This window comes from Microcystis sp. M_OC_Ca_00000000_C217Col (assembly GCF_007095585.1).
GTDB lineage: Bacteria > Cyanobacteriota > Cyanobacteriia > Cyanobacteriales > Microcystaceae > Microcystis > Microcystis panniformis.
In genome coordinates this window covers 1-21232 of sequence record NZ_SFBV01000040.1, presented here as the reverse complement: position 1 = coordinate 21232, position 21232 = coordinate 1, and the positions used below count along the sequence as shown (strand labels likewise).

At 42.3% G+C, this 21232-nt stretch carries 24 protein-coding genes and 3 pseudogenes; 9 read left to right on the top strand and 18 right to left on the bottom strand.

Annotated features, from left to right (window positions below):
* Nucleotides 1-280: 280 nt before the first annotated feature.
* The 4 genes and pseudogenes from EWV66_RS02450 to EWV66_RS02435 all read right to left on the bottom strand — a co-directional run bounded on the left by EWV66_RS02450 (nucleotide 281) and on the right by EWV66_RS02435 (nucleotide 3335).
* Nucleotides 281-889 (bottom strand): annotated as a pseudogene (locus tag EWV66_RS02450) (DUF4347 domain-containing protein).
* A gap of 208 nt (nucleotides 890-1097) precedes the next feature.
* A pseudogene (locus EWV66_RS02445) lies at nucleotides 1098-1397 on the bottom strand (type II toxin-antitoxin system VapC family toxin); the annotation flags it as partial.
* A gap of 216 nt (nucleotides 1398-1613) precedes the next feature.
* Nucleotides 1614-1874, bottom strand: a complete 261-nt coding sequence (locus EWV66_RS02440; protein WP_002733873.1) for a hypothetical protein — start codon at nucleotides 1872-1874, stop codon at nucleotides 1614-1616.
* Between the two features lie 345 nt (nucleotides 1875-2219).
* A complete protein-coding gene (locus EWV66_RS02435; protein ID WP_052276334.1) occupies nucleotides 2220-3335 on the bottom strand; it encodes a TIGR03032 family protein in 1116 nt (371 codons plus the stop codon).
* A 507-nt stretch (nucleotides 3336-3842) separates the two neighbouring features.
* Here EWV66_RS02435 and chrA point away from each other — a divergent pair.
* Entirely contained in the window at nucleotides 3843-5000 is a 1158-nt protein-coding gene (chrA, locus tag EWV66_RS02430; RefSeq protein ID WP_287108870.1) for a chromate efflux transporter, read from the top strand.
* Between the two features lie 190 nt (nucleotides 5001-5190).
* Here the strand turns inward: chrA and hisG are convergent, their stop codons facing one another.
* The 3 genes from hisG to deoC all read right to left on the bottom strand — a co-directional run bounded on the left by hisG (nucleotide 5191) and on the right by deoC (nucleotide 7731).
* The gene (gene hisG / locus EWV66_RS02425) at nucleotides 5191-5838 is read right to left on the bottom strand and encodes an ATP phosphoribosyltransferase (protein ID WP_002761364.1); all 648 of its coding nucleotides are present in this window, start codon (nucleotides 5836-5838) and stop codon (nucleotides 5191-5193) included.
* Between the two features lie 183 nt (nucleotides 5839-6021).
* Complete coding sequence (locus EWV66_RS02420) at nucleotides 6022-6765, bottom strand: HAD family hydrolase (RefSeq protein WP_287108869.1); 744 nt, start codon at nucleotides 6763-6765, stop codon at nucleotides 6022-6024.
* A 288-nt stretch (nucleotides 6766-7053) separates the two neighbouring features.
* Nucleotides 7054-7731: a deoxyribose-phosphate aldolase gene (gene deoC, locus EWV66_RS02415; RefSeq protein ID WP_052276331.1), complete on the bottom strand. Its 678-nt coding sequence runs from the start codon at nucleotides 7729-7731 to the stop codon at nucleotides 7054-7056.
* Between the two features lie 159 nt (nucleotides 7732-7890).
* Between deoC and acnB the strand changes: the two genes are divergently transcribed.
* From acnB to ureC, 8 genes are all read left to right on the top strand, one after another.
* Nucleotides 7891-10500, top strand: a complete 2610-nt coding sequence (gene acnB / locus EWV66_RS02410) for a bifunctional aconitate hydratase 2/2-methylisocitrate dehydratase (protein WP_287108866.1) — start codon at nucleotides 7891-7893, stop codon at nucleotides 10498-10500.
* Nucleotides 10501-10639: 139 nt separating this feature from the next.
* Nucleotides 10640-10933 (top strand): BrnT family toxin, encoded by a 294-nt coding sequence (locus EWV66_RS02405; protein ID WP_002735016.1) that lies wholly within the window; start codon nucleotides 10640-10642, stop codon nucleotides 10931-10933.
* On the top strand, nucleotides 10881-11147 hold the full coding sequence (locus EWV66_RS02400; RefSeq protein WP_002746336.1) for a BrnA antitoxin family protein: 267 nt from the start codon (nucleotides 10881-10883) through the stop codon (nucleotides 11145-11147). Before EWV66_RS02405 ends, EWV66_RS02400 begins: the two co-directional genes overlap by 53 nt.
* 131 nt (nucleotides 11148-11278) lie before the next feature.
* Nucleotides 11279-12244 carry a hypothetical protein gene (locus EWV66_RS02395; RefSeq protein WP_287108864.1) on the top strand — a complete coding sequence of 322 codons (966 nt, stop codon included), beginning with the start codon at nucleotides 11279-11281 and terminating at the stop codon, nucleotides 12242-12244.
* A 31-nt stretch (nucleotides 12245-12275) separates the two neighbouring features.
* Entirely contained in the window at nucleotides 12276-12422 is a 147-nt protein-coding gene (locus tag EWV66_RS02390) for an element excision factor XisH family protein (protein WP_110980738.1), read from the top strand.
* Nucleotides 12410-12751, top strand: coding sequence for a XisI protein (locus EWV66_RS02385; protein WP_052276329.1), 342 nt, complete (start codon nucleotides 12410-12412; stop codon nucleotides 12749-12751). The genes EWV66_RS02390 and EWV66_RS02385 overlap by 13 nt, the downstream gene beginning before the upstream one ends.
* Nucleotides 12752-12929: 178 nt before the next feature.
* Nucleotides 12930-13826, top strand: a complete 897-nt coding sequence (locus EWV66_RS02380; RefSeq protein WP_046661511.1) for a polyphosphate kinase 2 family protein — start codon at nucleotides 12930-12932, stop codon at nucleotides 13824-13826.
* 81 nt (nucleotides 13827-13907) lie between these two features.
* A complete protein-coding gene (ureC, locus tag EWV66_RS02375; RefSeq protein ID WP_002735350.1) occupies nucleotides 13908-15617 on the top strand; it encodes an urease subunit alpha in 1710 nt (569 codons plus the stop codon).
* A 25-nt stretch (nucleotides 15618-15642) separates the two neighbouring features.
* Here the strand turns inward: ureC and EWV66_RS02370 are convergent, their stop codons facing one another.
* From EWV66_RS02370 to EWV66_RS24305, 11 genes and pseudogenes are all read right to left on the bottom strand, one after another.
* Complete coding sequence (locus EWV66_RS02370; protein WP_052276328.1) at nucleotides 15643-15927, bottom strand: LPP leucine zipper domain-containing protein; 285 nt, start codon at nucleotides 15925-15927, stop codon at nucleotides 15643-15645.
* A 252-nt stretch (nucleotides 15928-16179) separates the two neighbouring features.
* Nucleotides 16180-16437, bottom strand: a pseudogene (locus EWV66_RS02365) (CHAT domain-containing protein); the annotation flags it as partial.
* 254 nt (nucleotides 16438-16691) lie between these two features.
* Nucleotides 16692-16847: a DNA-binding protein gene (locus EWV66_RS02360; protein ID WP_271955554.1), complete on the bottom strand. Its 156-nt coding sequence runs from the start codon at nucleotides 16845-16847 to the stop codon at nucleotides 16692-16694.
* Nucleotides 16844-17242 (bottom strand): toxin-antitoxin system TumE family protein, encoded by a 399-nt coding sequence (locus EWV66_RS02355; protein ID WP_287108858.1) that lies wholly within the window; start codon nucleotides 17240-17242, stop codon nucleotides 16844-16846. Before EWV66_RS02355 ends, EWV66_RS02360 begins: the two co-directional genes overlap by 4 nt.
* Complete coding sequence (locus tag EWV66_RS02350; protein ID WP_052276326.1) at nucleotides 17226-17516, bottom strand: hypothetical protein; 291 nt, start codon at nucleotides 17514-17516, stop codon at nucleotides 17226-17228. The genes EWV66_RS02355 and EWV66_RS02350 overlap by 17 nt, the downstream gene beginning before the upstream one ends.
* A gap of 36 nt (nucleotides 17517-17552) precedes the next feature.
* On the bottom strand, nucleotides 17553-17789 hold the full coding sequence (locus EWV66_RS02345; protein WP_043999266.1) for a hypothetical protein: 237 nt from the start codon (nucleotides 17787-17789) through the stop codon (nucleotides 17553-17555).
* 29 nt (nucleotides 17790-17818) lie between these two features.
* The gene (locus tag EWV66_RS02340; protein ID WP_002761386.1) at nucleotides 17819-18118 is read right to left on the bottom strand and encodes a Txe/YoeB family addiction module toxin; all 300 of its coding nucleotides are present in this window, start codon (nucleotides 18116-18118) and stop codon (nucleotides 17819-17821) included.
* Nucleotides 18090-18389 carry a type II toxin-antitoxin system Phd/YefM family antitoxin gene (locus tag EWV66_RS02335; RefSeq protein ID WP_002761387.1) on the bottom strand — a complete coding sequence of 100 codons (300 nt, stop codon included), beginning with the start codon at nucleotides 18387-18389 and terminating at the stop codon, nucleotides 18090-18092. The genes EWV66_RS02340 and EWV66_RS02335 overlap by 29 nt, the downstream gene beginning before the upstream one ends.
* Before the next feature lie 344 nt (nucleotides 18390-18733).
* Entirely contained in the window at nucleotides 18734-19063 is a 330-nt protein-coding gene (locus EWV66_RS02330; protein WP_052276325.1) for an LPP leucine zipper domain-containing protein, read from the bottom strand.
* Nucleotides 19064-19243: 180 nt separating this feature from the next.
* Entirely contained in the window at nucleotides 19244-20905 is a 1662-nt protein-coding gene (locus EWV66_RS02325) for a CHAT domain-containing protein (protein ID WP_502706143.1), read from the bottom strand.
* Nucleotides 20877-21232 (bottom strand): tetratricopeptide repeat protein (locus EWV66_RS24305; protein WP_502706142.1); only part of this gene is annotated, 356 nt, incomplete at its 5' end. The genes EWV66_RS24305 and EWV66_RS02325, both read right to left, overlap by 29 nt.

Sequence of the window (21232 nt, the reverse complement as noted above, 5' to 3'; positions counted from 1 at the left end):
TTTTAGAGGAAGCGGTAATCCGTTTGAGTTCTTTTTCTAGGGATTCGGGAATTTTTGTCCAATCAATTAATTGGTGAACTTCAGGAAAAAAGAAGTATAAAAACGCTTCAAAATACTCGGTTAATGCTTCTTTCCAGGGTTCATCATAATTGGCGGTTGTTTGGTTCATGGCGAGTCGCTGTCAATCAGAAAGTTAGGCGATCCTCTAGATTCATTATTCCCCATAAATATCATCAATGCTACTTGTCGTCACCAAACTTCCCATGAGAGCAACCTACATCTACATCTTAGCTAATGTTTCAACAAAAGTTTGATTCTCTCCCTTTGTCGCGGGTAAACTCACCTCTAACTCCCAACTTCCTCCTAAGGCGGCATTTCCTACCCGTCCGCTGGAAGCCGCTATTTTTGCCCCAGTAATTTGGGACAATTTATTAATAAACTCTGTCCCCGCATCTCCCGCCGCAACCTGACAACCGTAAAGTAGAATACGATTAATCTTTGCCCAATTCTGTAACTGTTGGCGGTAATCGTAAATATTTGTTAAATTGAGTTGACAATTCCCTCAATATAAGCATCCAGGCGCACCATGAGAAACGAGGTGAATGGTGCTAATCTGGGGATTTTGTCGTAAAAAAGCGGAGATTTGTTCGATTCCGTCTTCCTTGGGAGAGAGAATAACCGTGGCGACTCCAGGGATTACCCCAGCTTGGAGACTTTGATAATCGGTAACACCAGCATCGAGGAAAACTACAGTATTTAATTCGGGTGCGGTTAAACCCTGATTTCTCACACTATCCACCTGATTAACTTGACTCAAGCCATTAGATTGAGCAAAATTGAACAAAACATCGTCAATAGCAGAAAGGCTCGGCAACAGGGTAGAAGTCATGACGCTGACTGTAAAGGATGACTTCGACTATTTTGTGCAAACAATCGCCAATTTTTCAAGGGGGATATAACAAAAATTTACAGAAAACGGGTTTCTTTAAGAAACCCGTTTTCTAAATAGTTTCTTTGAGAAACCCATTTTCTCAGTTTCGTGGGTTGTTGCAAGATATGCAATCTGAACGACGTTCATAAATTGTATTTTTATTAGTTTATGGGACACAAACAATTCCTAATCCTGCCATTTGACGAATATGATCATCAAAAGCGAATACCTTAAATATTTGTAAACGATGAGCCATAACTAAAATAGAACAATCTGTGTAACTCCATTTTTTATCATTGTACTTACAGAAAGCTTCCCATATTGCCAGATCATCGCTATCTGACACATTGATATAACGATGATCTTCTCTTAGTATTTGACCCACTTGAATTGAGGCTCGACTAGATACCTTGCTCCGAATCCAAGTCACAGTTTCATCGAATACCGATTCGAGAATAATCCAATTAAGTACCTAAGCAAAATTAATTACACATATCTAACCACCTCTTGCCTCTTGCCCCTTGCCTCTTGCCTATCTTCACTAGGAAATTAATTTTGCACGACTACTTATTATGAGGATTTTCTAAGTAATATTTTTGAGCGCTTTCGTGATGAGTTTCAGATTTGACAAAAAAGGCAATTAAAGCAGAAGTATCAACAATAATTTCTTTGTCCACAATTTTTAATAAATAATTTCATCGATGTTTTCAGCGTAGTTAGTTACAACTTGACCCCGATTATCTTGTCCGATAATATATTTAGGCTCAGGTTGGACAATTTCTAAACTTCCACAAAGTTCCCAAGTACGAGTCTTGGTAATATCTGGTAATTCAGCTTGAACATAATTTTCCAAAGCTTTGATAACAATCTCTTGAACCGAGGATTTTTGTTCTTGCAAACGAGATATTAATTCGTCGGGAATTTCGATCAATATTTGAGTCATTGATAAACCTTAGAGATTAACGTTGTTTTACTAACATTATAGCCTGTTTGTGAATTATAACCAAGAGACGCAAATGCAATTACCTGAATCAGTTACCAAAAGGCTAACAACTGTTCACTGATTCAGGTGATTCGCCATAAGTCCAGAAAACGGGTTTCTTACCCAGAAAACGGGTTTCTTGAAGAAACCCGTTTTCTAGATATTGATTTTTGCCAAAGACTGCTTAAATTCCGCGAGAGAATTAGCGGTAACTGCTCATTTTAGTAGCTCTTCTAAGATAGTAGGGTTAGTCATTTTAAGGAGTTGACATGGTTTTTTCCTGAATAAAGGCTGAAAATTACAAAATTAAGCCCCTAAAGAAGGCACCATCCACACCGATTGAGTGCCATCGAGGTCGGTATCCGGTCCAATTAGCGCCGGGTTGCGGTAGCCCGGCAGCAGAGTGACAGCGAAAACCTCCTCCACGCCGCTATTGAACCAAAAAGTCGCCACCAGTTGACTGGTAGCTAGATTGACAATAGCCAACCCGCACCGCAATTGATTACGCCGCTCATCCAGGGGTAAACCGCCAAAAATCGCCGTTTCTCGGATTTGGGACAACCCGACAAAGGCGTGACCTTCCCAACAGTCCAAACCCCGGGTAAAACCGGGCAATTCCGCCACGATTTCCGTGCTACCAGTTTGGGGATGCCAACGGTTCAAGGTTCCATAACCGGAATTGAGAAAATAGAGATTACCCTGGTAAAGACGGGGAGAATGGGGCATAGCTAAACCCCGCAGAATCACCTCTCCCCTCGGCACATCAATTAAGCATCCGCCTTGAGCTTTATTCTCTCGCCAGAGGCTTTCCTCGTTGGTTTCCCCCAATGCCGTTACATATACGGGAGTGCCGCTATTTTCAGCCATAGCCAAGCCATTGAGGTGGCAGCGGTCTCCGGGGACTAACTCGGTAATAAAGGGCGGTTTCCACTGGGGGAGAAAACTCCAATTTCCTTCGATGGTTGCCAGACAGTTAAACAGGGTATTGACCACCCAAAGGCGATTACTGCCAAAGGCCAAATCATGACCCATAATCGGGCCGGTGAGGTGAGAAGAACGAGCTAAAAAAGCGATATCCTGTTCTCCTTCCGGTTTAATCTGGGGGGCAATCTCTCGATTAGCGGGTAAATGCCAAATTGCCTGACGAGCGCCTACCGCAATTCCGGTAGCGGTTCGGGTTAAACCCATCGCTTGGTCAAAATGGGCGAAACTCACCCGCATTTGTCCTTGATAAGTGCCAATGCTGGCCACTCGTCCCGCTTGGTAGGTGGAAATCAACACCGAGAGGTCAAGCTGGTTGAGTAATTCCGGCAGATTGAGGCTGTACTCATAATTGACCGGCACTGCTTGGCGCTGAGATGGACTCGCTGCTGGCTCTTGGGTATCTGAAAACTGGTTAGTGTTAGGCGGTAGGCTGTCCATAGAGTTTTTTTTGCATAGATTAGCATCGATTGTGATAATTGATTATTGTCTATGGTTTGTTGACTAACCTTAGTAAGGTTTGATCCCCCCTTGCCCCCCTTAATAAGGGGGGTGCTGATGGGTTTCAGTGGGTATTAATGGGGTTCATTATAAACAAATTAATCAATATTATTTATAAAGTTTTCTTAACTTTTTTTGTATCAAATTTACTTGAACGGGAGCATTAAATACTTATAATTGAGTTTGAGTAAAAAGCTTTTGCAATTATGGAATTTTGGAATTGACGAAATCTAGCTAAGTAGGTAGGTGTTAAAAGTTGTCAGACACCCCCCTTATCAAGGGGGGATTAAGGGGGGATCGGCACCCCCCTTATTAAGGGGGGATTAAGGGGGGATCGAACCCAAAATCTATCTTCAATTTAACTATAACTACTTACTTAATAATTTAACTTAGGCTTATTCTTTTGGATATAAACTTGATTCTAGAAAAACTATTGGTAATCAGAAAATGCTGACTTCATCGCCTCCCAATCTCTCGCAACTTGCCCTTTTATTTCTCAAAATCGGCATTATCGGTTTTGGTGGTCCGGCTGCCCATATCGCTTTAATGGAGGAAGAAGTGGTTAAGCGTCGTGGTTGGATGACTAAGGAGCGATTTCTCGATTTGGTGGGGGCAACTAATCTGATTCCCGGTCCTAATTCCACGGAAATGGCTATTCATATCGGTTATATTTTTGGTGGTTTAGCGGGTTTAATAATCACGGGGGTTTGTTTTATTACTCCTGCGGTGTTAATTACGGGTTTTCTAGCTTGGATTTATACCACCTACGGGACTTTACCCGATGTGGCTCCGATTTTTGCGGGGATTAAACCGGTAGTAATTGCGGTGATTTTTCAGGCACTCTGGCGCTTAGGCAAAAAGGCACTGAAAACCCGTCAATTACTGTTCATCGGATTGGGAGTTATCGGATTATTAATCTTAGGTTTAAATGAAATTATCGCTTTACTGTTAGGCGGAATTATCGGGATGTTTATCCTAAAAAAATTCGCTACTTTTCCCCTGATTGTGGCAGGAATAGGCGGTGCGACGGCGGTTGCTACTCCTAGCAATATCCCACCGACATTAACAGGATTAGGGCTATTTTTTCTCAAGGTGGGTAGTGTTTTATTTGGTAGTGGTTATGTGTTAGTTGCCTTTTTAGAAGGGGATTTAGTGCAGGGGAGAGGATGGTTAACCCAGCAACAATTATTAGATGCTATTGCTGTGGGTCAATTTACCCCCGGTCCGGTGTTATCCACAGCCACTTTTATCGGTTATCAAATATTAGGAGTATCGGGGGCAATTGTGGCGACTCTAGCGATTTTCTTTCCTTCTTTTATCTTTGTTTTATTACTTAATCCTCTTATTCCTAAGCTGAGAGAATCGGTTTGGGCGGGTGCTTTTTTAGATGCAATTAATGCTAGTGCCGTGGCTTTAATGGTAGCGGTAATTTTTAATTTAGCTCTAGCTACTTGGTTACAACCCTACGGGAATTTACCTTTTAATTTATTGGCTATCATTCTATCTCTTATTTCTGCTATTCTTTTACTACGTTTTCAGGTTAATTCTACTTGGTTAATTCTTGCTGGTGCGCTTATTGGTTTGCTCTTAAAACAATTAGGTTAGGGGGAAATAAGTAAATGGTTCTAATTAAATAGATTTTGCCTTTTATCCCCCCTTTATCCCTAGGGTTGATTCAAGGTAGGGTTGATTCATGAATCAACCCTACCCTTAATTCCCCCTTAATAAGGGGGGTGCTGATCCCCCCTTGATCCCCCCTTAATAAGGGGGGCGCTGATCCCCCCTTGATACCCGCTTAATAAGGGGGGTGCTGATTCGTTAAACTGAGCTTTTCTACCCAGTTATAAATCTGATCGCGATTTAGTCTATAGCTTAGAGGATGGGCGATTAATCGAGCGCTACTAGCAAATAATTCGTCAATTTCTACTAAACCATTTTCGCGTAAAGTTCGACCGGTGGACACTAGGTCAACTATCGCTTCTGACATCCCCGTAATCGGGCCTAATTCTACGGAACCATAGAGAGGTATAATCTCGACGGGAATATCTAAACGACGAAAATAATCCTTAGCACAATTGACAAATTTTGAGGCAACTTTACCGTGATGGGGAATGTCTAGAGGACTTTGATAGGGACTATCAGCAGGGACAGCTACTGACATCCGACAATAACCAAATTTTAGGTCAATTAAATTAGCCACATCGGGAGATTTTTCCAATAAAATATCATAACCAGCGATGCCTAATTGTGCCTGACCGTATTCTACATAAACTGGTACATCTGTTGCTCTGACTAATAACGCTTTCGCTTGGTTAGTAGGGTCGGTAATCTGTAATTGGCGATTTTTTGAGTCAAGAAAGGCACTAAAATCTAAGCCAATTTTCTGAAATATTTGGATACTTTCGTTTAGTAAAGCACCCTTCGGTAAGGCAATTGTTAGCATAGAGGGAATTATGAATTGGGAAGTGGGGGAGTGGGGTGTGGGGTGTGGGGTGTAGGGTGTGGGGTGTGGGGTGTAGGGTGTAGGGTGTAGGGTGTGGGGTGTGGGGAGAATAAATAAAAAATAATCTCCTGACTCCTGAATCCTGAATCCTGAATCCTGAATCCTGTCTCCTAACAGCTAAAATCATAACTGATAACTGATAACCGAGATGGCAGTAAGTTCTCTAATGACCACATCAGCTAATTGTAAATCTTGATGGTTTTCCGGTTGCCAACTAATTGCGATCGCTGCTGCTGATTTTGCCTGTTTAGCCATTTCCCAATCGGCCTTAGTGTCCCCTACCATCAGGGTTTTGTCCACTGCGGTCCCCAAAGCTTGACAGGTTTCTTGCAATAATAGGGGATCGGGTTTACTTAAACCTCGATCGCATCCCCGAACAATTTTAATATAATTTAATAGGTGATTTTCCTTGACAAATTGCTCAACTCGTGCTGTGGTATCGGAGGAAAGAATCGCCAATTGTAAACCGGCCGCGTGCAGATAACGAATTACTTCTAAACATTGGGGATAGAGGGGATTTAAGCGGGGGGGAACCTTTTCATCGGCCGCTTGGAAGGCCGCTTTTGCGATCGCCATGGCCGTTAACCAATCCCGGCCGGTGGAAGCAATACAACCGGCAGCGACGATATGATTATCTCTGCGGCTGCCCACTGCCATTAAACCAGCAGGATTGAGACTATTTGCCCCAATACCGAAAGTTTTAGTTAATAAAGACTCTAAACCAGGGATTTGCGATTCAATGGCTTGTACCCGGGCTATAGCTCGATCGTACCAGAAAGCTCGCGAATCCTCTAGCGTACCGTCCTTATCAAAAACAATCCCTTGAATATCTCTAAATTCTCGATTACCACAGCGAATTATCGGCAAATAAACCCCCTTATTTTTATTGAATGTCAGCCATCATTTTAGCTGTCAGGATTCAGGAGACAGGATTCAGGAGACAGGATTCAGGAGACAGGATTCAGGAGACAGGAGACAGGAGACAGGAGATTATTTTTTATTTATTCTCCCCACTACCCCACTACCCCACTACCCCACTACCCTACACCCCACACCCCACACCCCACACCCTACACCCCACACCCTACACCCCACACCCCACACCCCACTACCCCACTACCCCACTTTCCTATACCTTTTAAACAGGATTTAGTATTACTCCTCAAAAGCAGCTTTTTGCTGACGGACTAAATCGACACCGCGGGAAGTTCCCAGACGAGTGGCCCCGGCCTGGATAAGAGCGAGTGCTTGTTCTAGGGTGCGAATTCCGCCGGATGCTTTAATTCCTACCCGGCCTTTGCTAATTTCCTTGAGAAACTTGACATCGCTAACCGTTGCTCCTCCAAACCAGCCGGTACTGGTTTTTAGATAACTGACTCCTGCATCCATGCAAATTTCCGCCGCTAAACGTTTCTCGGTGTCCGTCAGTTGCGAGGTTTCCAGAATCGCTTTTACCGTCTGGCCAGCTTCCTGACAAATACTAGCAATTTCTTGGAATAATTGCTCAGATTTCCCATCTTTTAGCCAACCGAGATTAATAACCACATCTAACTCCTTGGCACCATTATCTACAGCTTCTAAAGCCTCATAACGTTTAACTGCGGAGGTAGTGGCCCCTGCGGGAAAACCAATCACGGTAGAAACTAAAGTTTTTTTGCCGTGGAGTAACTGCACAGCTTGCTTAACGGCAGCGGGATAAACGCAGACGGTGGGAAAACGATATTGTTCGGCCTGTTGACAGTAAGCCTCTAATTGTTCACGGGTGGCGGTGGGGATGAGGAGAGAATGGTCGATATATTGTGCTAAATCTAGATCAGAATCGGTGATAGCCATTATCTACGCCTTAATATAGTCAATCGATCGCTATTTTCTCATTTTATGGAAATCGCACAATAAAGTCATGTCTCGCTAACCGAGAAATTCCGAGACTAGCAAAAATCCATTAACCTAGGAAGAAACCGTCACAAGTGAAGACTAGGAGAAAATCGACCTATGTTAGAAGCGTATCATCAGCACGTTGCCGACCGAGCGAAATTAGGTATCCCTCCCCTTCCCCTCAATGCTCAACAAACGGCGGAATTATGCGAAATACTCAAAAATCCGTCCGAAGAACTCAAGGGAGAATTGCTGACCCTGCTGCGTGACCGTGTTCCCCCCGGAGTTGATGAAGCGGCCTACGTTAAAGCGGGATTTTTAACAGGAATTGCCAAAGGTGAAATAAAATCTAGCGTTATCTCCGCTCAGGGTGCGGTTAGCTTACTGGGAACCATGGTCGGTGGTTATAACGTTCATTCTCTGATTGAACTGCTGAAATCCAGAGATATTAATATCGCCGCCGCTGCTGCCAGCGCTTTAAGTAAAACCCTGCTAGTATTCGACGCATTTAACGAGGTTTTGGAATTATCCGACACCAATCCCTATGCTAAACAGGTTATCGATGCTTGGGCCAATGGCGCTTGGTTTATCGCTAAACCGAAACTTGCTAAAGAAATTACCGTCACCGTCTTCAAAGTACCCGGAGAAACCAATACAGATGACCTATCTCCCGCTCCCCATGCCACCACCCGGCCCGATATTCCCCTCCATGCTTTGGTAATGTTAGAAACCCGTCAACCCGGGTCCCTAGAAACCATTGCCGAATTGAAAAAATTAGGTCATCCGGTCGCCTATGTGGGGGATGTGGTTGGGACTGGTTCCAGCCGAAAATCGGCAATTAACTCGGTTCTCTGGCATATTGGCGATGATATTCCCTTTGTACCTAATAAACGTGCTGGTGGCTATATTTTAGGCAGTAAAATCGCCCCTATCTTCTTTAATACTGCTGAAGATTCCGGCGCTTTACCGATTGAATGCGATGTTAGCCAAATGAACACGGGGGATGTGATTAAAATCTATCCCTACGAAGGCAAAATCACCAACGAAGCGGGCGCAACTATTAGCACCTTTAGCCTCAAACCTGAGACAATTCTGGATGAAGTGCGCGCCGGCGGTCGTATTCCCCTATTAATCGGTCGCAGTCTCACGGATAAAACCCGTCACGCCTTGGGACTTGAGGCTAGTACCCTATTTACTCGTCCCACTATGCCTAATGACACCGGTAAAGGTTACACCCTAGCGCAAAAAATGGTCGGCAAAGCTTGCGGTTTACCCGGAGTGCGGCCGGGTACTTCCTGTGACCCAATTATGACCACGGTAGGGTCTCAGGATACCACCGGCCCGATGACCAGAGACGAGTTAAAAGAGTTAGCCTGTTTAGGTTTTAGCGCCGATTTAGTCATGCAGAGTTTCTGTCACACGGCAGCCTATCCCAAACCGGTTGATATTCAAACTCATCACCAATTACCGGACTTTTTCTCTACCCGGGGTGGGGTGGCTTTACGTCCGGGAGATGGCATTATTCACTCCTGGTTAAATCGGATGTTATTGCCGGATACGGTGGGGACTGGAGGCGATTCTCATACTCGTTTTCCCCTGGGAATTTCCTTTCCTGCGGGGTCGGGTTTAGTGGCATTTGCCGCCGCTTTGGGAGTAATGCCTTTGGATATGCCAGAATCGGTTTTAGTGCGTTTTACGGGGGAATTACAACCCGGTGTAACTCTGCGCGATATTGTTAATGCTATTCCCTACGTTGCCATCCAAGAGGGTAAATTAACCGTGGAAAAACAGAACAAAAAAAATGTTTTTAACGGTCGCATTATGGAGATGGAAGGGCTGCCGGATTTGAAATTAGAACAGGCTTTTGAGTTAACCGATGCCACGGCGGAACGTTCCTGTGCTGGTTGTACGATTAAGTTAAGTACCGAGACAGTGGCGGAATATTTACGCTCTAATGTGGCCCTGTTAAAAAATATGGCGGCCCGGGGTTATAGTGATGCCAAAACTATCCTACGTCGGGTAGCAAAAATGGAACAATGGTTAGCTAATCCCGTTCTGATGGAGGCGGATAAGGATGCCGAATATGCGGATATTATCACCGTCAACTTAAACGAGATTAAAGAACCAATTGTTGCCGCACCCAATGACCCCGATAATATCAAGTTAATGTCGGAATGCGCCGGGGATACAATTGATGAGGTGTTCATCGGTTCTTGTATGACTAATATCGGTCATTATCGCGCCGCTGCTAAGATATTAGAAGGAGCAGGAGTTGCTAAGGCTAAACTGTGGATTTGTCCCCCCACCCGCATGGATGAAAAACAATTGCGCGATGAGGGAATGTATGGCATTTTTGCCGCTTCTGGGGCGCGTACCGAGATGCCGGGATGTTCCCTTTGTATGGGTAATCAAGCGCGGGTTGAAGACAGAGCGACGGTATTTTCTACCTCGACTCGTAACTTCAATAATCGCATGGGAAAAGATGCGCGAGTCTATCTCGGTTCCGCCGAATTAGCGGCGGTTTGTGCGCTGCTGGGACGCATTCCCACCGTCGAGGAATACCTGGCAATTGTCACCGAGAAAATTAATCCTTTTGCTGGCGATTTATACCGCTATTTGAACTTTAATGAAATCGCTGGTTTTGAGGATGAAGGCCGGGTAATTCCCCTAGAAGATTTACCTAAAATTGAGGATATCTTAGGGATTCCTTCTGGTGTTTTGAGTTAGTTGACCGGTTATGGGTCATTTCGATCGAGGCGAAAGATTTCTTTTGATTTCGATCAAGATGACCCCTCTAACGATCGAATTTTCGACAATTATAGGATTTTTTTCGATATACGGAATGACAACTCGATAAAATAAAAATATGAAATTCGAGTGGGATCGACAAAAGAACCGAGCGAATATCATCAAGCACGATCTAGACTTCGCGGACGCGCAGCGGATATTTGAACATCCCATTCGAGTTTCCCTTGACGAACGAGAAAATTATGGCGAAGATCGATTGATAGGAATCGGTACGCTCGATGGCCGAGTGGTAGTTGTCGTTTTTACAGAACCGAGTAGAGATACAATTCGTATTATTTCACTTCGTAAAGCTTTACCCTATGAACGAAAACGATATGAACAATACCTCCGAGACGAATTGGGAGAAAGTTGACGCTCTTACGGAAGAGGAAATCGACACATCCGATATTCCGCCCTTAACCGAGGAGTTTTTTAGTAAATCGCGGTGGTGGAAACCTGTAGAGAAAGTAAATGTTCTTGTTCAAGTAGATCCCGAAACCCTAGCTTGGTTTCAATCACAGGGCGAGGATTGTGAACAAAAAATGTCCGCCGCTTTACGGATTTATGCGGAGGCTCACAAAGTATAGTCAAGTTTAGTTCGGGTACAAGCCACACAATAAAAAAGTTCGCTATCATTTTGAGCGGGATGAAAAGCCACACAATCTCATTTACCAATAAATCGCCTTAAATGAAATGATAAAAGTGAGTACGAAAAATTATGATTATAGATGTACCGACTGGAGATGATTTTAAATCCGCTGGCATTGATTTTTTAAATCTGGCTTGGGATACGCTGATAAGTTTATCTACAAAACTTAAGAATGCGGAATATTTTTATAATGTGTATTATAGCGATGAGAATGAAGAAGTAATCGATCAATTGTCATCTGAGCAATATTGGAAACAAGCACAACGTCCATTGAGTACAGCCCTTTCCCTTATTCAACAAGGAACCGAATTTCTCTTAAAAGGTAATATTGCTACAGTTAGCCCGTATTTACTAATTTCAGGATATCCGAGTAATTATCCCAGTAAATCTCATGAGCGCAATATCCGTTTTAGTGAATTTAAAACAATTGATGCACAGGATTTAGTCAAAGTTTATAATACCGTATCGACTGGTCGATTACCAGATAACTTTCGACAAAGATTTGAAGATTTGAGAAGCAAGCGAAATATAATTATGCACACTGTAGATCCTGAATTATATATAAAAATTAAAGATCTGTTTGTTGAAATTCTAGAAATTTGTCATTATTTGATAGAGCCAAACTCGTGGATAAAAATTCGAGGACAATTCATTCAAAATGAACCTGAATCTGTTCTATATAGCTCTGAAACCAGAGAATTATATAATTGGCTGGCTTTAGAAATAAACCTTGTAATTGATTTATTAACACCTTCAGGAAATAATAAATATTATAATTTTAATAAAAAAATAAGACGTTATTTCTGTCCTAGTTGTTATAGTGGTTTTAGGGAAGATTACGAAGACGAACAGATTCCAAGATTAGCTCAACTAATACCTAATGAACCAACTAGCAACACTATTTATTGCCTTGTATGTAATGAATCTTATGAAGTATTGCGGGAAGATTGCACAGCTGAAGATTGTCTGGGTAATGTCATAGATCCTGATGATGGTACATGTCTTACCTGTGGTTCGGACAATTTTCGAGATTAATTGTTGAAATTGTAATAAATATCTTGTATGTATTAATTTCTTTATTTTTTTAATCGGACAAGAAATTTATGAAAAGTTTTTCGCTCAAGCTGCCATACAAATAATCTTGCAAAAGTATCAAATTTTATTGTTAATTGTTGACACTAATCAGGAGGGAATAGTTCAATGGATAAACTAAATTGTTATCAAAATATAATCAAGAAAATTCTCATAGAATATGCAGAAATTTCCTCACAAGTACCCGATCAAGACCTAGAAGAAATATTGATATTTGACGATGATAGAAACCAATATCTTTGGTTTAATATTGGCTGGAAAAATGGCAAACGAATTAAAGCAATTTCCGTTTATCTTCGTCTAAAAAATGACAAAATTTATATTGAAGAAGATTGGACAGAAGCAGGTATCGCCACGGAATTAATGCGCTTAGGAATTCCCAGCAGTGAGATAGTTTTAGCTTTTCAACCTCCCGAAGTGCGTCAGTTTACCGAATTTGCGATCGCCTAAAAATTATTCTTTACTTTCTCGTCAGATGAGGAGTAGCTAAAATCGAATATTTAAATATACTTGTTTCTAGGTCATTTCTGCCAGTTCATCCTTGACTCGCCGGTTCAAGAGTTAGATATTTTCCGAGCAAAAGTGCTACAATGTAATCTTAAGGGTCAAAACAATCAAGGAGAAGAGCATGGTCAGCAAAATTGATCGCCAAGCGTTTTTACAATCCTTAATCGTGCCACCGGGTAAAGAAATTTCTCTACACAAAGACTACGATCCTGGGTTTAAGCCAGACTACATTACCAAAGAAGATGCCACGCTGCTGCTGCAACAGGGGATCGAAAAAATGGCCGAGTTTCAAGATAAACTTTATGCCCAGGATACCTATGCCCTGTTAATTAATCTGCAAGCCATGGATGCGGCGGGTAAAGATGGTACAATCAGGCACGTTATGTCCGGCTTAAATCCCCAAGGCTGTCAGGTATTTAGCTTTAAAGTACCCTCGGCCGAAGAACTAGATCACGATTATCTCTGGCGATATTATAAAGCCTTACCGGAGCGAGGTCGTATCGGTATTTTTAATCGTTCCTACTACGAAGAATTATTAGTCGTGCGCGTCCATCAAAATTTATTGGAACGGCAAAAACTCCCCCCAGAAGACAGAACCAAGAAAGTTTGGCAGCGACGTTTTGAGGAGATTAATAATTTTGAAAAATATCTGGTTAACAATGGGGTTATTGTCCTGAAATTCTTTCTCAATGTTTCTAAAGGAGAACAGAAAAAACGATTTTTGGAAAGAATTGATCGCCCTGAAAAAAACTGGAAGTTTTCTGAAAATGATGTCAAAGAAAGAGCTTTTTGGGGTGATTACATGAAAGCCTACGAGGAGGTATTCAATCATACCAGTACTGAATGGGCTCCTTGGTATATTATCCCGGCTGATCGCAAATGGTTTACCCGTTTAGCTGTGGGGGCGGTTATTTATCACACCCTAGAATCCCTTGGTTTAAAATATCCCACCGTCACCGAAGAACATCGCCAAGCTTTACTGAAAGCCAAAGAAATCCTCGAAAACGAGCCGGATTAAAAATGGAAGAAAATCCCTAAAAAGCGATAATTGCTGGAAAATCGATCGTATGATCAATGTCGATTTTCAAGAATTCCCCCTATGAATTATCGCATCGATCGCCGCACCTATGCAGAAACCTACGGCCCCACCGTCGGAGATAAAGTTCGCCTAGCAGACACGGAATTATTTATCGAAGTAGAAAAAGATTTCACCACCTACGGCGATGAGGTAAAATTCGGCGGCGGTAAAGTAATTCGCGATGGTATGGGCCAATCCCCCATTTCTAGGGAAGATGGGGCGGTGGATTTGGTGATTACTAATGCCCTAATTCTCGACTGGTGGGGCATCGTTAAAGCCGATGTGGGCATTAAAGACGGCAAAATTTATAAAATCGGTAAAGCCGGCAATCCCCACATTCAAGATAATGTTGATATTATTATCGGTCCTGCTACCGAGGCATTAGCCGGGGAAGGGATGATTTTGACAGCAGGGGGGATTGATGCCCATATTCATTTTATCTGTCCCCAACAAATTGAGACAGCGATTGCGTCGGGGATTACCACAATGATTGGTGGCGGGACCGGACCTGCGACGGGAACTAATGCCACCACCTGCACCCCGGGGGAGTGGAACATCTATCGAATGCTAGAGGCCGCCGAAGCTTTCCCGATGAATTTGGGTTTTTTGGGTAAAGGCAATAGCAGTCAGCCGGAAGGACTAGCGGAACAGGTAAAAGCGGGGGTAATTGGCTTAAAACTCCATGAAGATTGGGGAACCACTCCGGCAGCCATTGATACCTGTTTAAGCGTGGCCGATAAGTACGATGTGCAGGTGGCGATTCATACCGATACTCTCAATGAGGCCGGTTTTGTTGAGGCCACTATCGCCGCTTTTAAAAATCGCGTCATTCACACCTACCACACGGAAGGGGCCGGCGGTGGTCATGCTCCCGATATTATCAGGGTTTGCGGGGAAATGAACGTTTTACCCTCCTCTACTAATCCCACCCGTCCCTATACGACGAATACCTTAGAGGAACACCTCGATATGTTGATGGTTTGTCATCATCTAGACCGGAGTATTCCCGAAGATGTGGCCTTTGCTGAATCCCGCATCCGCCGAGAGACTATTGCCGCCGAGGATATTCTCCACGATTTAGGGGCTTTTAGCATCATTTCCTCCGATTCTCAAGCGATGGGACGGGTGGGGGAAGTAATTATCCGCACTTGGCAAACTGCCCACAAAATGCGGGTACAACGGGGCAGACTGACCGGGGAAACGGGAGAGAATGATAATCTGCGGGCAAGACGATATATTGCTAAATATACGATTAATCCTGCTATTACCCATGGTGTCTCCGATTATGTCGGTTCCATCGAGGTGGGCAAATTAGCCGACTTGGTTCTCTGGAAACCGGCATTTTTTGGCGTAAAACCGGAAATTGTCCTGAAAGGCGGTTTAATCGCCTGGGCGCAAATGGGCGACGCTAATGCCAGTATTCCCACACCCCAACCGGTTTATATGCGTCCCATGTTTGCCTCTTTTGGTGGTGCGATCGCCAAAACTTCCTTGACATTTGTTTCTAAATATGCTATGAAAGCGGGCATTCCTGAGAAGTTAAAGCTGAAAAAAACCGCCGTGGCTGTGTCGAATACGCGCAATATCAGTAAGGCTAGTATGAAGCTTAATGACGCTTTACCGCGCATGGAAGTTAATCCCGAAACCTACGAAGTGCGTGCTGACGGGGAATTATTAATCTGTGAACCGGCTACGGTTTTACCCATGGCCCAGCGCTATTTCCTATTTTGAATTCGATTTCAGAAAACGGGTTTTTTCAAAAAACCCGTTTTCTTTTCTTTATAGGAAAATTTGGGAAAAATAACTTAACCAATCCTGCCATTAGTGCAGTAACAATAGCAACAAAGATGGTTCGATTAGTAAATTCCAAGTTATCTAGGCGTTTATTCACACCTGTTAATTCTCCTTTAACATTTGCTAGGTCAACTCTTAAGTTATTCACTTCTTCAGATAGCTTGTCTATTTTGCTATTAACTTCTTTGAATTGTCCTAAAATAAAGTCTTTTAATTCTTTGAGGTCGTTTTCTGTAAATGTTGCCATTGTGTGACTCTCCTAGTAATTGTTTGTGATAAGTAGTCGTGCAAAATTAATTTCCCAGTCGAGACAGGAGACAGGAGACAGGAGACAGGAGACAGGAGACAGGAGACGGGATCAGATTTTAGTTTTTAGTTCACTGTTTACTGATCACAGCAAAAAGCTGACGGAGTAACTGCTGACGGTTTGGATGTGTAATTAATTTTGCTTAGGTACTTACCAATAATTTTACTACTAAGTTTAACTCCTAACCCTTACTCAGTCAAATGTCATCGAAGTTGCATCACCAGAAGGAATAAAACTTGCCCAATAAAAAGGATGTTTTTGCTTCTCACCCTTGAGCATTCCTAGTTGAATTTGTCGTAAAGCTTCACTGCGTCCTTCTCCTTTTTGTAAGCGTCCATAATAGGCGACCATTAAATCTTTAGTCGCATCATCAGAAACTTTCCAAAGGCTAATTAATTGGCTTTCACTTCCCGCAATAACTAAAGCGCGGCGCAATCCATAAATCCCTTCACCTACGCTTCTAGTTTGGTGATTTTTTGATGATAATTAATGCTTTATACTGTATATTAATTAAGTAGCTGGTTATAATTAAATTAAAAATGGATTTTAGGTTTGATCCCCCCTGCCCCCCTTGATAAGGGGGGTGCCGATCCCCCCTTAGTCCCCCCTTAATCCCCCCTTGATAAGGGGGGTGCTGATCCCCCCTTAGTCCCCCCTTAATCCCCCCTTAATAAGGGGGGCATCTGACAACTTTTAACGCCTACCTACTTATCAAATTTAGCCAAGATTTTCAATCCTTCTTCTGGGTTGCCATTAGCTGCCATTTCCTTAAATCTAGTATAGGCATCAAATTCGGCTAAAGTGTTGGTGGAAAGATATTCAATCAGTTTATTGATACTGATTCCTTTTAGTTCATTCATAGAAAAATCCTGATTCTGGCGGTAATTTCCTGAAGAACTTCTAAGAGCGTTGGAGCAGCGGACGAGATTACATTTTCTTCACTGCTGTCATGTTTGTGATGGGGATAGGTTGGGAGGTTCAGCTTTTTATGATGTGGAGTATTATCATAACGGAAAATTAAGGTATTCATGGTATTCATATACTGATAAGCGTACATATTACGATTAATAATTGTTTCGATATTGACAAACTCTCGAATATGCAGAACTGAATTATCAATGAATTTAATTTCGGCTCGAATAAATCCTTCATAACTATCGCGTTTTTCACAATCTAGCGTAAAAAATTTTACTACTGAACAGGTTGCGATAATTGTTTGAATCTGTTGAAAATAATCTTCAATTAATAAATTCAATTCCTCTGAGTCTTTCTGCTTTTTCCTGTAGGCATTGTAGCATTCGCAATTCGCCAATCCATTCGTCAAGTTCCAGGGTTTCCTGAAATTCGTCGTTTTCGTAGCGATGCAGAAATTCTGCTGTGGACAGTTGATATTTGTCCTCAAATTCTCGCAGTCGTTGTTCGGTACGCTGGATACCCGCTTCAGTGGAACGTAGGGCTTCAGCGATTGCGCCTTCGATTAGAGGTTTGAGGGAGCCGGAGTGATGAGAGATGAGTGTGAGTTCCTTCATAATAAAATGGAGCTAAAAAGCTGGTGTCTAGGTAAATCAATAGTGTGCTTCTTGGCGTAATTGTTGCAGGATGTCAAGGCTTTGGATCGCGGAGGGTTGATGTTGGGATCGCAAAGCCTGGTGGGAACTTAGAGGGTGGCGGGAATTTAGCGGGGGCGAGAGTTGGGCAATGAGTTGACCTTCTCGGAAAATAATGATGTCTTGTCCTTTTTCAACTTCATGGAGGAGTTGGATGAGGGTGATGGAGGTATCGGTGATTTCTATTTTGAGCATGGGGTTGGCGTTTTAGTTTGTCTAGGTACTTAGCGATCGCTATAATGATAACGACCTTGCAAAAATTCTATCCGATCGTGACTAACCAGATAAACAATACGATCAGATTGGGTAAGGCGGCGAGACCAAACATTGGCATCTTGATATTTTAAGGGTTCAGGTTTGCCCGTTCCTTCAAAAGGATTGCGTCGAATTTCTTCAACTAAAGATAACAGACGAAGGGCAATTTTTCTCTCAGTTTCTACCCAATATCTGAGGTCTTCTAGAAACCTTATATCAAAAACGAGTTCGCGTTCTGGCTTAGGCTGAGACTTTTTCTTCTTTGTCAATACCTAACTCCTGGCATAAGTTTTCTAAAGTTTGAGGCTGATTCGTTCTGGCTTTGGCACGTTGTAGTGCATCTAGGAGGCGTACTGCATTTTCATGAGAACTGAATAAATAAGCAGTTTCTATCAAGCTATTGAGTTCTGCTGTAAGAATCAAGGAAATGCTTTCACCACCTTCCCGTGTAATTTCTATTGGTTGACGAGTAGAAATGACTCGATCGCAAATTTTGTCAAAGTTACTACCAGCTTGAGTCTGGTCAATTTTTGGGTTCATTTTTTCTCATTTCTCCTTCAGATAAGATCAATATATCAGAAGTCAGAACATTAGATCTCTGGCAAAAGTAGGTTCGTAGTTGCGCTTTAGCGCTATAAAGTCTCATACTCCAAAACTCTCCCAGATTGTACTTTTGACTTTATTTTCCCTTTTTAGCGTCGTTTGCCAGTTGGTTGGCGCGGGCGACGGGATCAAAACGGAGGCTAGGAGGCTCTCTTGGATTTGGTGGGTAAAATGTATTCTAAGATACATTCTTCCTAGCGAGGGGGTGGAACGAACCACAAAGACACAAAGGACACAAAGATCGATCGATCATATTGTAAGTTAAACTTATCACACAGAACCTAGAAGAGCCAATTTGGGAAAAATAACTTAACTGATCCTGCCATTAGTGCAGTAACAATGGCAACAAAGATGGTTCGATTAGTAAATTCCAAGTTATCTAGTCGTTTATTCACGCCTGTTAATTCTCCTTTAATATTTGCTATGTCAACTCTTAAGTTATTCACTTCTTCAGATAGCTTGTCTATTTTGCTATTAAGTTGTTCAGATAATCTGTCTATTTTGCCATTAAGTTGTTCAGATGACTTGTCTATTTTGTCATTAACTTCTTTGAATTGTCCTACAATAAAGTCTTTTAATTCTTTGAGGTCGTTTTCTGTAAATGTTGCCATTGTGTGACTCTCCTAGTAATTGTTTGTGATACCAATAAGTGTGGAAACGGGGTCTATACTGATAGTTTCTTCAGCAAAATAGTCCTCAAAGTCTTTCTAGGTAAATATTTCACGATTCTATAAGCAAAAATTATCACACAAAGTCGAGAAGAGCCACTAAGTTTAACTCCTAACCCTTAATCAGTCAAATTGCATCGAAGTTGCATCACCAGAAGGAATAAAACTTGCCCAATAAAAAGGATGTTTTTGCTTCTCACCCTTGAGCATTCCTAATTGAATTTGTCGTAAAGCTTCACTGCGTCCTTCTCCTTTTTGTAAGCGTCCATAATAGGCGACCATTAAATCTTTAGTCGCATCATCAGATACTTTCCAAAGGCTAATTAATTGGCTTTCACTTCCCGCAATAACTAAAGCGCGGCGCAATCCATAAACTCCCTGACCGATTTTAATATCTCCTTTCCCCGTATCGCAAGCGGAAAGCACAACTAATTTGGTTCCGACTAAGTTTAAATTGGTAGTTTCTAAAGCAGTTAAAACCCCATCATCTCCTGCACTTTGACCGATTGTAACTCCTGCTAAAACTAACCCAGAACGCAATAAAGGATTCTCAATCACATTGCTTTCTGGTTTAAAAAAACCATGAGTAGCGATGTGGAGAATATTCGGTTTTTTCACTTGTTTGACGGCGTTTTCTGTGGCTTGAGAACCCGTTAAAACAGTGGCTTGAGGTAAGATATTTTTAATCGCTTTAGCTTCTTGTTCTGTACCCGGAAGACCGGGAAAAGTAAACTCAGACAGGTCGATGGAACGAGTGAGAGCGACTTTTTCCCCTGCTTTACCGTAGAAAGGATCAGCTACAATAAGCGGAGATTGTTGACTGGCAAATTTATCTTTAAGGCGCAATAAATCCCGTCCAGAAGTGAGATAGGTAATATGATAATTTTCCACTAAGTATTGATTATTTTCATCTACTAAAGCTTCAAAAGGAATTAAATTAAGTCCAGCATCAGGAGAAAGCAGAATTGTTTTAGTATTGCCTAATAATTGACGGATAGGCTGCATCAATGTCTCATCAAGTTGACGCGCTGATTTTTGCAGTTGAGGGAGAGGAGTTTCTGCGTCTGCAAGATTGTCACGAAAGTAAATTAATTTGTCCTCAATCGGTTTAGCTTCCCCTAAATCCTTGGCTTTGATGTCACCATTGGGATAGAGAATATAAACAGCATAACGAGGAATGCCAAAGCGTTGATTTTCAGGTGCTTTAGGATTAACAGGTCGATAGCGGACTATTTCAACTAAAGCAGCATCAGCAGGAATTAGTTTTTGAATCCCTTCCAGGGTAATGGGTTGGGATAGGCTACGAAATTCGGCACTACGAACACCGATTTTACCCTCTATTTCTTTTGCTTTTTCGGTAACTTCGTTAATTTGTTGACGGTAAATTTCTGGGTTTTTAATATCTTCAGGCTTTTTAAAAGTCAGATTAGATAGTTGAGTCCGAACTTCAATCAGTTGAGTCAATAATTGTTGACTTTCGAGGTCATCAGTACGTTGTCGGAGAATTTGTAAGCTATTGGTTGAAACATCTAAAATTCGTCCTTTGCGTTCTAAGATAGTTTTCAAGGCGAGACGGGTTACTTCTGGGTTATTGGGTGCAGCTTGAAGATTGAGGGAAATCACCCCATTAGTCGTCCCTAAAACCTTTGCCATATAATCTTGTTTTTGCTTGTCATCCCCCATTTTTAGATTTTCTGAGAGGTTGTATTCTTCTACTGCAAGTCCTTGGCTGAGATAATTAATGGCTTGAGGAATATCATCTTGAGACTGGTAAAGTGCTGCCAAATTGTTGAGACAGTGCTGCCAAATTGTTGAGACTTCCTGCGGTATCGGGATGGTTGTCTCCTAATTGTTTTTTCCTGATAGCTAAGGCTTCTTTTAAGAGGGGTTCGGCTTCGCTGTATCTTCCTTGAGAGTTGTAAAGTGCAGCCAAATTGTTGAGACTTCCTGCGGTATCGGGATGGTTGTCTCCTAATTGTTGTTTCCTGATAGTTAAAGCTTGTTTGTAGAGGGGTTCGGCTTCGCTGTATCTTCCTTGAGACTTGTAAAGTGCTGCCAAATTGTTGAGACTTCCTGCGGTATCGGGATGGTTGTCTCCTAATTGTTTTTTCC